Raw genomic sequence first — 12,654 nt, forward strand, 5'->3', positions numbered from 1 at the left:
ATTCATAGAATCATTAATCATATGCTAAATAAATTAGCATATACTACTTTCGATAAAAAATCACCGAAATGCAAAAATACTAAAGAAATTAGTGAGTTTTTCGCCCAATTTTAGCGGGCTCAGGAAGGAAAACGAAGATAATGTTTTTTTATAAAAAAATTCTTTATTTATATGTGTTTTATGTATTACCTATTTAACCGGTCTCCCCCGTTTTAAAAATTATCTCCGTTAAAAGTTTCCCAATTCATCCCCGATTTTTTGATAACTAAATGCTTTGCTGTAGGTTTACAAAAATTAAAATACCTGGTCAGCCGATGAAAGTGTTCCGATTATTAGCCGCTGTTTTTCTTATCTGGGGAGTAGCAAGCTCCTGCGAAAAAAACAAGGATATTCAATTTGTAAGAGTAGCCGGTATTACTATGGATGAGCTGGGTATGTCCAAAAGCATTGTACGGATGACCCTGGCATATTATAACCCGAACAATTATCGTCTCCAGTTAAAAGATGCCAACTTCGACCTGTTTTTTGATGACACCCAGGTAGGTCACTCCCTCCAGGATACCACCATTTCAATCCCGGCAAGGGACACTTTTTACTTCCCGGTGAAACTGGAAGTAAATATGGGCAACGTATTTAAAAATGCCCTTACCGCTTTCGCCAATAAAGAAGTAACTATCAAGGCCACCGGAAACTGCAAAGTGGGTAAAGCAGGTATTTTCCTTCCCTTCCCTATAAAGTGTGAAACCAAACAAGCGCTGAATTTCTTTTAGTCCTGCTTCAATAATGCAATAATTTCCAGAATATGCCCGCTTTCGCCCGTACTCCTTAACGGGGACAGCCGTAATTCTTTTCTTACACGATTCAGATCTGCCAGCAAATCATCTGTAAGCTGGTGATGCTGTGCCGCTGCCTGGTAAGCCAGCGCTGTTTTAAGCGCAGATGCCTTTACGCGGAAAGTATGCGGACTATAGCGCCCCGGATGCACATGTATATAATGGGCCTTTTCTTCCGCCAGCCGCAGCACCCATACAGAAGTATCCGATAAAACCATGGTGGCATAACCGTCACTTTTTGCCAGGAATGCCTCATAAGCTGCTTTTGTATCCACCCCTGCCAGTTTCAATTGCACCCTTATCTCATCAAAAATTGCCTCCGGCGCCAACGGACCGGCATACATATCCATCTGCGAGCCACCAAGAGAAAGCAGGCGTGTATTTATCTCAGCAGGATCTGATTGGGCAAGCATTTGCCGGAGTGCGGAAAGATGATGCTTCAGTGGATTAAACAGTATCGGAATAACAGTAAGCTTTAAAGAATGAGTTTTCAGATAATGTGTATAGAGAAAACCATTTTGCCATTAGCATCTTCCATAGGAAATCTCATTTTGAGGGCGTTATGCTCCGGTCTGAACGACCGGCTTCATAAGTACAACCGGAAACAAATCAGCCTTTGGCAAACCTGGCTCATGGCCATACACCAAAGGCTGAAACAGTATAATTAATGCTTTTTCTTCGGATCCATTCCACCGCCATCTTCCGGTTTCTTGCAGCAGGTGGGCAGTTTGGCGTATGATTCAGGATTGGCAGTTACATTATCCGCATCGTAACCCGCATTGGCAATACCGGTTTTGATATTCTCAATGTTGGTACGGTCGGTATAGTATTTCACCGTAGTAATATGCTTCTTGAAATCCACTTTCACGGATTGAACCCCTTCTTCCTGCGACATATACCTTTCAATACGGTTCTTGCACGACTCACACTGCACAGTTGGCGTGCTGATCTTCGCTGTTTCCACAGCCTTCTGCTTTTGTTGTGCCATTGCCACGCCAACGCCGGCAAACAGGAACAGCACTACTAATTTTAGGATACGCATAGTTATAATATTATTACCCGAATATACAAAAAAAGTGATATACAATTTAACTACTTACCCCACTGATCCGGTGCGTTCCTCCAGGCCTGCAGTGTAGCAATTTCATCGGCAGATACGATCCCTTTTTCTTCAGCAAGCGCAATCATTGCGGTGTAATTGCTGAGTGAATAAAACGGTACACCGGCGGCCTCAAAGGCCTTCACCGCTACATCAAAGCCATAGTTAAAAATAGATACCATGCCGATCACTTCCCCGCCAGCTGCACGTATGGCCTGTACAGCCTCCAGGCTGCTTTTACCCGTTGAAATCAGGTCTTCTATTACCACCACAGGTTGCCCGGGCTGCAATACGCCTTCAATCTGGTTGCCCATGCCATGCTCTTTGGGTTTGGATCTTACATAAATAAACGGCAGCTTCAGCTGATCCGCTACCAGCGCTCCATGTGGAATACCGGCGGTAGCCACTCCCGCAATCACAGCAGCATCAGGGAAAGTTTCAAACACCAGGTTGCTCAACTCTGATTTAATATAGTCGCGCACATAAGGGAAAGATAAAACCTTCCTGTTATCGCAATAGATCGGTGATTTCCAGCCGGACGCCCATGTAAAAGGCTGTGCAGGGCTTAATTTAACGGCCTGCACCTGCAGTAATTTTTCTGCAACTTGTTTTTCGCTTACTTTATTCATACAAGCGCCAAAAGTACTATCATTTTGGAATAAACAACATCAATTTTGGAATAAACGACTTCAATTTTGGATTAAAGGACTTCAATTTTGGATTAAATGACTTCAATTTTGGAAATAAACAGCGCACATCTTAGCATAACATTATTTTACCTGAGAGCTACGGGAAACAAATTTAAGCAGAGCCCCATGAACCGGTTTTACATCTTCCCAAATTCACAATTCGTAATTACATTTGCGGCATGCAAGCAAATATTACGATCTACCTCAACGAACGCCCGCTCCTGCTGAGCACCGACAGCACCTCTGTTCCGGCCCGCTTCAATGGCGCCAAAGTATACGATAACCCGGATACCAAAAAGATGGAAAACGTATTACAGAAACTGGAAGATGGGAAAAAAGACGCAGCAGTGTTTATTGCACCGGATATAAAGCAACTCTTCAAAAAAGTATCCCTTCATTTCACTACCCTGGTAGCGGCAGGGGGCCTGGTAACCAACCCGGCAGGCGAAGTACTGATGATGTTCCGTCGCGGTAAATGGGACCTGCCAAAAGGGAAACAGGATCCGGGAGAAGATCTGGAAACCTGCGCATTAAGGGAAGTAGCCGAAGAAACAGGCCTGCACAATGTTTCACTGGAACATAAGATCACGGAAACGTTCCACTACTATCCCATGAAAAATAAAAAGGTATTGAAACATACCTATTGGTACCGGATGTTGTTTACCGGCACTGAATTAACTGTTCCGCAGATAGAAGAAGATATCCAGGACCTGCAATGGATCAAACCGGAAAACGTGGATAAATACCTTAAATACTCCTACGAAAATATAAGAGAGGTGTTCAGGGCGGCAGATATGTAATACCATTTATCTTTTAGCCAGGATAGCCACTGTAAGCCTGCTTACACATACCAGTTTATGCTGGTCGTCCGTGATACGGATATCCCATACATGGCTGGTGCTGCCTATATGCAAAGGCCGGGCACAGGCATGTACATAGCCTTCTTTCACGCCTTTTATATGGTTGGCATTGATTTCGATGCCCACGCAGATTTGCTTTTCAGGGTCAATGATCAGGCCCGATGCCATGCTGCCCACCGTTTCCGCCAGCGCCGCAGAAGCGCCGCCATGCAATAACCCATAGGGTTGTTTGGTCCTGTGGTCCACCGGCATCATCATTTTCAGATAATCCGGACCTATTTCGGTAAATTCCATTCCCAGGTAAGTAGCCATGGTGGCGCCTCCCATTTCATTTAACTGGTCCAGCGAGATCTTGGTATTGTGCCAGATCGTTTTCATAATAACTGCTTTAAAATTATTGCTTCAAACGTTTGATGCCTTCCAATACTGCCGGCGGCAGGAACGGTGTTACATCTCCTCCATACTTGTAAATATCCCTCACCAGCGTGGAGGCGATACTGGAATACCGGGGCACCGTTGTCAGGAAAATAGTTTCAATCTCCGGCGCCACTGTGCGGTTCACATCAGCAATCGCTTTCTCATATTCAAAATCACTCACGTAGCGGATCCCCCTCAGAATAAAACGGGCGTTTAACTGCCTGCAGAAATCAACGGTTAACCCGGAGTAAGAGGCCACCTCTACACGCGGATCATCTTTATACATCTCCCTGATCCAGCTCATCCGCTCTTCCAGTGCAAACATAGGCGTTTTACTGCTGTTTACGCCAATGCCTATCACCAGGCGGTCGAACAGTTCAAGTCCGCGGCCGATGATATCTGTATGTCCCAGTGTAATAGGGTCAAATGTACCTGGGAATAAACAAGTCCTCATATGAGTGTAATTGAATTGTTGGTAATGGTCAGCGTTTTAATTCCTCCCGGTTAATAAATATGGAGAACACTGTTGCCCCATAGTTCCTTTCAGAGCGGTAGTAGGAATAATCCTGAAATTTCCTGTGCTGCGTATGTTCTACCACCAGCCAGCCTTCGGGGTTCAGCAGCTCTTTTTCAAATACCAGCAGGGGCAGCTGATCCAGCGTTTCCATCATATAAGGAGGATCAGCGAAAATGAAATCAAACTTTTCCGTACACTGCTGCAGGTATTTGAAAACATCCATTTTCACCGTTTTAAGGTGCTCTATTCCCAATGCCAGCGCAGTTTTGCTAATAAAAGCTGCCATCGCCGGGTCTTTCTCTACAATGGTCATATCTGTTGCGCCCCTGGAAGCCAGTTCAAAACTGATGCTCCCGGTACCGCCAAATATATCCAGTGTTTTTAAAGATGGAATATCCAGGTTATTTTCTATGATATTAAACAACCCACCTTTGGCAATATCGGTAGTAGGCCGGGTATGCGGCATTTTTGCAGGCGGTTGTATCTTTCGTCCCCCACTCGTTCCTCCTATTATACGCATAGCGCTAACGCATATAAGTTATGAAAATAATAGCCTGGTATTTCCTGCATTTTAGTGATATAGCTGAAACCAGGTAGCCTTTGAATCCACTCCAGGTGTGGTATGAACTTATACATTTCCTGGTATACACCGGCGTCAGTAGCTACGGCTCCTCCCAGTTTCACCTTCACCAGCTGCTCATTCAGCTCCAGCTGGCGAAGCACGCTCACCAGGGCGTATACCACATCGAGGCCCGACTGGTAATCGCCTTCCTGCTGGATCAGGAGCTTACCGCCGGCATAAACCGTCATTGTAAACCGTTGCTGGTCCACTTCCACGAAGGCAATGCCGTCTTTCGCCCGGAAGTCCAGGTCCATCGGGTACGACTGCAACAGGGCGGAATTGGCATGTATCACCAGGTCTGTAGAAAACTCCTTCCGTAAAAAACCAAGCAGGTCTTTATCCACGCTGTATACATTCACTATTGGTAAAGACGGCAGCAGGTCCGACAGTACCGCTTCCTGCATTTTTTCCGGTACGGCCAGGTGCAGAAAATCCTTTTTCACCGACGGCGTATAGTACATATGCGGCACCAGTACGCCTCCGCCGGTATTAAAGGCCAGCAGGATAGATTTAAAGGCAGTAAATAGCAGTTTGTCGGTATCAAATACCTGTTCTATCATCTCCAGGTCGGCCAGGGCCAGCTTCCTGGGAGTAAAATGATAGGACTTCAACGCCAGGAATTTCTTCGCAGCAGGATCAAACACTACATAGCTGAATGTTCCGTTTCCTACCAGTACCAGTAAATTACAGGCAGTGAGATCAGTTTCCAGCAGGGTTTCATCGTCTACTGTAAATGCAGGATGGATGTTATAAGCCACGGGCATATTTAACCTTTCAAATGAATTACAATAATACTCTTTTTAGTTAATTGGTGAGGGCGTTTTGTTGTTTTATATAAGGGAGATGATCGGCAGATAGACCTATCTTTGTCCCTATACCCACGATTCATGCAACTGGAAGTCAACACCCGGCAGATTATCAAAATAGCAGGACCTATATGCCTGGCACTTATTATCCCTCAGATCAACCACATTACCAATACCGCCTTTGTAGGGCGCCTGGGCGAGTTTGAACTGGCCGCCAATGGGATTGCCGGGATCTATTACCTGGTGATGTACATGATTGCCTATGGCCTTAACAACGGTATGCAGGTACTTATTGCCCGCAGGGCCGGCCAGCAGCAATATGCCGGTATCGGGCAGTTGTTTTCCAATGGTATACAGGTGGGGCTATTTTTCTCAGGGCTGGCCATACTGCTTACATTACTGGCTGCTCCCTGGTTCTTCTCCAAAAGCCTGCACGATACCCATATCATTTCTGCCGCGGTTTCGTTTATCCGTATCCGTATATGGGGACTTCCATTTCTTATGCTGCTGAATATGGCCAACGCATTTTATATAGGCAGCGGGCATTCAAAGGTGCTGGCGGTAACTTCTCTCTGCCAGGAAATGATGAACATTTTTTTTGACTATACGCTCATTTTCGGAAAGCTGGGGTTGCCTGCCATGGGGCTCAACGGCGCTGCCACCGCTTCGGTAATTGCCGAGATCACCGGTTGTGCCGTAGCGTTCAGTATCCTGTTTATCCGGCGGTATCACCTGCAGTACAGCCTTTTCAATTACCTGCGGCTCAACCAGGGCATTATCCGGAATATACTGAATGTATCTGCCCCGCTGATCGTCCAGTTCCTCTTCAGTATAGGCGGGTGGTTTGTATTCTTTATTTTTATTGAGCACCTGGGCGAGCGCCCGCTGGCAGTATCCAATATGCTCCGCAGTATCTTTGGTTTCTTTGGCATCTTCACCTGGGCGCTGGCAGCGGCCTGTAATACCATGGTGAGCAATATCATCGGGCAGGGGCTCCCTGAACGGGTATTTCCCATTATCCGGAAAATTGTGGTTATCAGCGCCGGATGTGCTATAACTATGTGCATTGTGGTTAACCTGTTCCCCTATACGTTACTTCATATCTATACTAACAGTGCCGACCTGATCACCCTGGCTATCCCATCCATCAGGGTGATTACCCTTAGCACTATATTAATGGCAGTGGCTGCGGTGGTGATGAGTGGCGTGGTGGGTACCGGCAATACACGCATTAACCTGGTAACAGAAATAATAGCCGTTCTCGGCTACCTACTGTATTGTGATATCGTTATTGAAAGAATGCGCAGCGAGCTGCACTGGGCCTGGGGCGCAGATTTCATCTACTGGATCATTATCTTCGGCATAAGCTATTGGTACCTGCGCAGCGGCAGGTGGAAAGGAAAGGAGATCTGAGTCAGACAAAATCCGCGCTATTGCAGGTCGTCCAGCATTTTTTTACAATCCGCTTTAACGCTGGCATCGTCCTGGACGATGTTACGCAGCGTGAGTGCCTTCTTCAGCACTTCAATGGCTTTTTCCTGCTGATCATCTGCTTTATAGGCGCGGGCCAGTTCGTAATAGTTGAGGATAAAAGCGGGATCGAGCTGGCGGCACTTTTCGTAATTGGCAATGGCATTTGCCAGCGAACCATCAGGCAGGCCACCAAAGAGCATTTTGGCGGCGCCTCTTTCAAAGGCGTTCAGGTTGGCCACTTCAAAATTCCATTTGCCTAAAACATGATAGCCCTGTGCCAGGGAAGGATTGAACTTGATGGCCAGTTCGGCGTATTTTTTTACATCCTTGGAAGCTGCTACTTTATCTTTTGCGCCGGAAATCAACGCCATACGCCCCATGGCAATGGCCATGGATAAATTGGATTCAGGGCTATTGGGATTTACCTTCAGCGCCTGCTGGGCATAACTTTTAGCGAGATTGAAATAACTTATTTTATCTTCCTTGTTTTTCTGACGGTTGCCGATGCGGGAACATAACTGGCTGGCCTGGTTCAGGGCATCCAGCTCTGTGGGTTGTATTTTGAGGATTTCCTTATCTTTTTCAAATGCTTCGCTTTCCTTCATCTGCTTTTCCAGCTGCCTGGCCTCATCCATCATTTCACTGACACTCTGGGCCTGCACACACAGTACCGCTGATAATAATAAGCAAACTGCCATGATCCGTTTCAACATAGGACAGGTTTTTACAGCTAAGAATTTGTTGATTAACTTATAGCTATAAATTTACGGAAACATCATACATATCCCAAAAAATAGTGCTAGTAGTCTTTCTCCAACGACACGAGCGAATTGCGGATGGGAGCGCCCATAGGAGGGTTCATTTTACGAAGGGTAACCGTACTGTGCTGGATGCCAGGATACCGTTGCTTGAGCGCATCGGTTAATTCATATACCACTTCCTCCAGTAAAGGCCGCGGAACCGCCATTACTGCCTTCGCTATTTCATAGATACCCTGGTAATTAACCGTTTCAGACAAATCATCCACGGCCACGGTACCGGGTATACGAACTGCTACATCCAGCACGAAATGGTTACCAATAATGGTTTCTTCCGGGTACAACCCATGGTAAGCGTAGAAAGTGGCTTGTTCGAGTGCGATTGTAAGCATAAAAGGAAATCAGGTATAATGAATAATGGATCTGCAGGAAATGTTCCTGCAGATCCATTATTTGTTACACAATTTTTTATTGGTGGTGTTCTTTTGCTGATAAATATCTTTCTGCATCCAGGGCGGCCATACATCCGCTGCCGGCGGCAGTTACCGCCTGGCGGTAAATTTTATCCTGTACATCACCGCAGGCAAATACGCCTTCTACGCTGGTGCGACTGGAGCCTGGCTCTGTAACAATGTATTCCTGTTCATCCAGGGTCAGGTAGTCTTTAAAGATAGCGGAATTAGGCTGGTGCCCGATAGCTACGAAGAACGCGCTTACCGGTATTTCTTTCTTTTCACCTGTTTTATTATTCAGGATACGAAGACCTTCCACTTTGTTTTCTCCCAATACTTCATCTGTTTCAGAATTCCAGTACACGATAATATTGGAGGTTTTCAGCACACGGTCCTGCATTACTTTGGAAGCGCGCATTTCGTGGCGGCGTACCAGCATATGCACGGTACTGCACATTTTAGAAAGATAAAGCGCTTCTTCTGCTGCGGTATCGCCGGCGCCTACAATAGCCACCTCTTTACCACGGAAGAAGAACCCGTCGCAAACGGCGCAGGCGCTTACGCCGCTACCATTCAAACGTTGCTCGGAAGGAAGTCCCAGCCACTTGGCGGAAGCGCCGGTAGCGATAATGATCGCATCAGCGGTGATTTCCTTCTCTTCGTCGATCGTTACTTTATAAGGCTGTTTACTGAAATCCACGGAAGTGGCCATGCCATAGCGGATATCAGCGCCCATGCGGACTGCCTGTTTTTCAAAATCCACCATCATTTCCGGGCCCTGGATCCCTTCGGGATAACCGGGATAGTTTTCAACTTCAGTAGTGATGGTTAATTGTCCGCCGGGTTGAATACCCTGGTATAATACCGGTTTAAGGTTGGCTCTTGCAGCATAGATAGCAGCGGTATAACCGGCAGGGCCGGAACCGATGATCAATAAATGCACATGCTCTTGTTGCTTGTTTTCCATTTTGCTTGCTGTATGTATAATTACCTGCTAATAATAATTGTTTTATAGGTTACTGTATAGCCGCCCCAGTAGCCTAATGCGCCGGGTACATTCCCTAATATCTTTGTGGGCGACGAAAAAGGATTACCATTACTGTTGAAAGCGAAATCGAGTGTTCTCCAGAAATCCCAGGTTGCTTTGTCAATATTACAAAACTTCAGGGTAACGGTATCTCCGAGTTCAAAGAAATCATCCTGTCTGTCATCCGGATCGAGGTTCTTATTTACGCCGGCGTCCACAGGAATTTCAAATGTTGTGCCGTTCACCAGCTTATCATCTATCACAGAATTCAGTCCCGGCAGGAATACCTCGCTGTTCCGCTTTGTAAAATACCTTCCATAATTCCCAAATGCAGGAGCATCCGTTATCTTCACCCATAAGCGGGCTTTGGTGGAATCGTCTACTGTCACCAATGTCCACCAGATGGAATCCAGCTGCATGCCCCGCGCCGGTATAGTTGTCACGGATTCATATGCCTTATTGTCAGCGTTCACGCGCAAGGTATAGGTACCGGGTACTTTCCCCGTGAAATTGCCTGATGGCTGTGAAAGGTCCGGCAGGTATGCAAAGAACTTCATGCCGGCGGTATCTATCGACTGTTCTTTCAGCGTCATGGTCTTGCTGCCATCGGAAACGGTAACAGTGGCATTATGCACAAAGGCATTTGATAACGCGGCCGGATCTATCTGTGAAAAATAGTTAAGGCTATGTGTGAGTATTACCACCGGGTAAGATCCGCTTTCAAACCTGCCTTCCACTACCAGTTGTGGTTCCTGCACCGGCAGGGCAACACTGATATCTTTCTCGCAGGCGGCAAAGAGCATTGTGACCAGTATAAAGAAGAGCGGCATACGCATGAGTGCAAAAATAAGGGCTGTTCACTAAATAAGAACACCGGCCATGTATTTACAAGGCCGGTGTTCTTATAGAATAAAGAGGATTAGTAGATTTATTCTTGCGTTAGTGTTAACTCAGCGAATAAAGGTATTTTATCCCAGGTACGATTTCAGGGCGCCACTATAGCGGGCTTTTTGCAGCCTCTTAATAGCGCGTTCTTTAATCTGCCTGATTCTTTCTTTTGTCAGATCATATTTCTGACCGATTTGTTCGATTGTTGCGCCATTTTCACCATCCAGACCAAAATAGGCATTCACAATTTCAGCTTCGCGAGGGCTCAGGGATTTTAATACCCGGCGTATTTCCTCACGGAGTGAATCTCTCATCACGTCGTCGTCAGTAATATCTCCACCTTCCAGCAAATCGCCCATGGCTACGTCTTCTGCTTCGTGCACAGGTGCATCCAGTGACATGTGACGGGTGTTGCTCTGGAAGATATTGTTAATTTCTGATTCAGACATCTCCAGGATTTCTGCGAGTTCCTCGGTAGAAGGTTCACGCTCGTTTTCCTGTTCAAATGCCATGTAAGCTTTGTTAGCTTTGTTATAAGTGCCAATTTTGTTTTGCGGGAGACGAACAAGACGACCCTGTTCGGCCAACGCCTGCAGAATGGATTGGCGAATCCACCATACTGCATAAGAGATGAATTTGAAACCTTTGGTTTCATCGAAACGCTGCGCCGCCTTGATCAAGCCGAGATTGCCTTCGTTAATCAGGTCACTCAGGCTAAGGCCCTGGTGCTGGTACTGCTTCGCAACAGAAACAACGAAACGTAAGTTTCCTGTAGTCAATCTTTCAAGAGCCTTTTGATCGCCCATTTTAATGCGTTGCGCCAAAACGGTCTCTTCCTCAGGTGTTAACAAAGGGATCTTCGAGATTTCCTGCAGGTATTTTTCTACCGCCTGCGAATCACGATTGGTGATCTGGGTGGCAATTTTAAGTTGCCTCATATGAAAAATTGTATTGGTTTATAAATAAATAACAGCGAAAGAAATTTTTTGTTCGAAACTTTTAAAATTATTAACTTACAAAGTTTCCCGCGCTTTATTGTTTTGTTTCGAAATAAGTCTGCAAAGATCGTGCTAACCAATCACTCTACCAAATCCTTCTTATATTTGCCAGCCATATAACAAAGTACAGTTTTAAAACGGAATTTTATAGTGCTTTAGTCCCTCCGCGGTGCTGGTTTATACAAATTTTAACAATTGATAAAGAATCATATTTAAATTAACATCTTAACTAATTTAATTGTTAGGCTGTTGCAAATTTTTCAATAAAATGATTGACTTTAGAAGCGACACTTTTACACGTCCCGGCCCTGGCATGTTACAGGCGATGCTGCAGGCAGAAACCGGTGATGACGTTTTCGGTGAAGACCCCAGCATCAACAAACTGGAAGCCATGATGGCAGCATACTTTGGCAAACCGGCAGCCTTGTACTGCCCTTCCGGCACAATGAGCAACCAGATCGCTATTAAAGTACATACGTTGCCCGGGGATGAAGTGGTTTGCAGTAATCTTGCCCACGTATATATTTATGAAGGAGGCGGCATCGCTTTTAATTCCGGCGCCCAGGTACATGCCCTCATCGGCGACCGCGGCATGATCCGCGCCACCCAGGTGGAAGCCGCCATCAACCCCGACGATGTACATAAAGCCCGCACCAGCCTAGTTTGTCTTGAAAACACTTCCAACCGCGGGGGCGGATGCTGCTACGACTGGGACGAAATGGTAAAGATCGGCGAGGTATGCAAACAACACGGACTGGCACTGCATCTCGACGGCGCCCGCCTTTTCAATGCGCTGGTAGCCACCGGCCAGGACCCTAAAGCATACGGGCAACTGTTCGACAGCATCTCCGTTTGCCTTAATAAAGGAATGGGCTGCCCCATGGGCTCCGTTCTCCTTGGCAGCGAAACCTTTATCAAAGCCGCCAGGCGTATCCGTAAAAAATTCGGGGGCGGTCTCCGCCAGGCAGGCTTCATGGCTGCCACCGGCATCTACGCCATGGAAAACAATATCGCCAGGCTCGCGGAAGATCACCTCCACGCCAAACAAATTGCCCAGGCCCTGCTGGAAAAATCCTTCATCGGCCATATGCTCCCCGTGGAAACCAATATTCTCATCTTTGAAGTAACCGGCGACTGGTCCCCACAACTCTTTGCCGACTATCTCAAAAAACAAGGCATCCTCGTTATGCCCATCTCTCCCTCACAGGTAAGGAT

At 46.4% G+C, this 12,654-nt stretch carries 16 protein-coding genes; 4 read left to right on the plus strand and 12 right to left on the minus strand.

The genetic code is table 11. The features are described from left to right. Window positions 1-314 precede the first annotated feature (314 nt). Window positions 315-770 carry an LEA type 2 family protein gene (locus VIM72_RS25260; RefSeq protein WP_332005601.1) on the plus strand — a complete coding sequence of 152 codons (456 nt, stop codon included), beginning with the start codon at window positions 315-317 and terminating at the stop codon, window positions 768-770. On the opposite strand, the gene VIM72_RS25265 is transcribed toward VIM72_RS25260, so the two are convergent. From VIM72_RS25265 to pyrE, 3 genes are all read right to left on the minus strand, one after another. Further along, window positions 767-1,246 (minus strand): hypothetical protein, encoded by a 480-nt coding sequence (locus VIM72_RS25265; protein ID WP_332005602.1) that lies wholly within the window; start codon window positions 1,244-1,246, stop codon window positions 767-769. The two genes, VIM72_RS25260 and VIM72_RS25265, sit on opposite strands and share 4 nt — an antisense overlap. Before the next feature lie 251 nt (window positions 1,247-1,497). Then, window positions 1,498-1,875: a heavy-metal-associated domain-containing protein gene (locus VIM72_RS25270; RefSeq protein WP_209865856.1), complete on the minus strand. Its 378-nt coding sequence runs from the start codon at window positions 1,873-1,875 to the stop codon at window positions 1,498-1,500. Between the two features lie 50 nt (window positions 1,876-1,925). Further along, window positions 1,926-2,561: an orotate phosphoribosyltransferase gene (gene pyrE / locus VIM72_RS25275; RefSeq protein ID WP_332005603.1), complete on the minus strand. Its 636-nt coding sequence runs from the start codon at window positions 2,559-2,561 to the stop codon at window positions 1,926-1,928. Window positions 2,562-2,800: 239 nt separating this feature from the next. Between pyrE and VIM72_RS25280 the strand changes: the two genes are divergently transcribed. Then, window positions 2,801-3,421: an NUDIX hydrolase gene (locus tag VIM72_RS25280; RefSeq protein ID WP_332005604.1), complete on the plus strand. Its 621-nt coding sequence runs from the start codon at window positions 2,801-2,803 to the stop codon at window positions 3,419-3,421. A 6-nt stretch (window positions 3,422-3,427) separates the two neighbouring features. On the opposite strand, the gene VIM72_RS25285 is transcribed toward VIM72_RS25280, so the two are convergent. From VIM72_RS25285 to VIM72_RS25300, 4 genes are read right to left on the minus strand one after another with little or no spacing between them, the layout of a single operon-like run. Next, a complete protein-coding gene (locus tag VIM72_RS25285) occupies window positions 3,428-3,859 on the minus strand; it encodes a hotdog fold thioesterase (RefSeq protein ID WP_332005605.1) in 432 nt (143 codons plus the stop codon). A gap of 16 nt (window positions 3,860-3,875) precedes the next feature. After that, a complete protein-coding gene (gene coaD, locus VIM72_RS25290; RefSeq protein ID WP_332005606.1) occupies window positions 3,876-4,352 on the minus strand; it encodes a pantetheine-phosphate adenylyltransferase in 477 nt (158 codons plus the stop codon). Window positions 4,353-4,380: 28 nt separating this feature from the next. Beyond that, entirely contained in the window at window positions 4,381-4,935 is a 555-nt protein-coding gene (locus tag VIM72_RS25295; RefSeq protein ID WP_332005607.1) for an RsmD family RNA methyltransferase, read from the minus strand. Beyond that, window positions 4,926-5,795: a DUF3822 family protein gene (locus VIM72_RS25300; RefSeq protein ID WP_332005608.1), complete on the minus strand. Its 870-nt coding sequence runs from the start codon at window positions 5,793-5,795 to the stop codon at window positions 4,926-4,928. The genes VIM72_RS25295 and VIM72_RS25300 overlap by 10 nt, the downstream gene beginning before the upstream one ends. Before the next feature lie 129 nt (window positions 5,796-5,924). On the opposite strand from VIM72_RS25300, the gene VIM72_RS25305 reads away from it, so the two are divergent. Beyond that, the gene (locus VIM72_RS25305; protein ID WP_332005609.1) at window positions 5,925-7,256 is read left to right on the plus strand and encodes an MATE family efflux transporter; all 1,332 of its coding nucleotides are present in this window, start codon (window positions 5,925-5,927) and stop codon (window positions 7,254-7,256) included. 17 nt (window positions 7,257-7,273) lie between these two features. Here the strand turns inward: VIM72_RS25305 and VIM72_RS25310 are convergent, their stop codons facing one another. From VIM72_RS25310 to VIM72_RS25330, 5 genes are all read right to left on the minus strand, one after another. Further along, on the minus strand, window positions 7,274-8,029 hold the full coding sequence (locus VIM72_RS25310) for a hypothetical protein (RefSeq protein WP_332005610.1): 756 nt from the start codon (window positions 8,027-8,029) through the stop codon (window positions 7,274-7,276). 86 nt (window positions 8,030-8,115) lie between these two features. Continuing rightward, complete coding sequence (gene folB, locus VIM72_RS25315) at window positions 8,116-8,466, minus strand: dihydroneopterin aldolase (RefSeq protein WP_332005611.1); 351 nt, start codon at window positions 8,464-8,466, stop codon at window positions 8,116-8,118. A 76-nt stretch (window positions 8,467-8,542) separates the two neighbouring features. Continuing rightward, window positions 8,543-9,493 carry a thioredoxin-disulfide reductase gene (gene trxB, locus VIM72_RS25320; RefSeq protein WP_332005612.1) on the minus strand — a complete coding sequence of 317 codons (951 nt, stop codon included), beginning with the start codon at window positions 9,491-9,493 and terminating at the stop codon, window positions 8,543-8,545. 20 nt (window positions 9,494-9,513) lie between these two features. Next, a complete protein-coding gene (locus tag VIM72_RS25325) occupies window positions 9,514-10,389 on the minus strand; it encodes a DUF4249 domain-containing protein (protein WP_332005613.1) in 876 nt (291 codons plus the stop codon). Between the two features lie 132 nt (window positions 10,390-10,521). After that, window positions 10,522-11,379, minus strand: coding sequence for a sigma-70 family RNA polymerase sigma factor (locus VIM72_RS25330; protein ID WP_012793808.1), 858 nt, complete (start codon window positions 11,377-11,379; stop codon window positions 10,522-10,524). Between the two features lie 328 nt (window positions 11,380-11,707). Between VIM72_RS25330 and VIM72_RS25335 the strand changes: the two genes are divergently transcribed. Continuing rightward, window positions 11,708-12,654 (plus strand): GntG family PLP-dependent aldolase (locus tag VIM72_RS25335; protein WP_332005614.1); only part of this gene is annotated, 947 nt, incomplete at its 3' end.

The sequence above is a fragment of the Chitinophaga sp. genome (genome assembly GCF_036569185.1).
Classification (GTDB): domain Bacteria; phylum Bacteroidota; class Bacteroidia; order Chitinophagales; family Chitinophagaceae; genus Chitinophaga.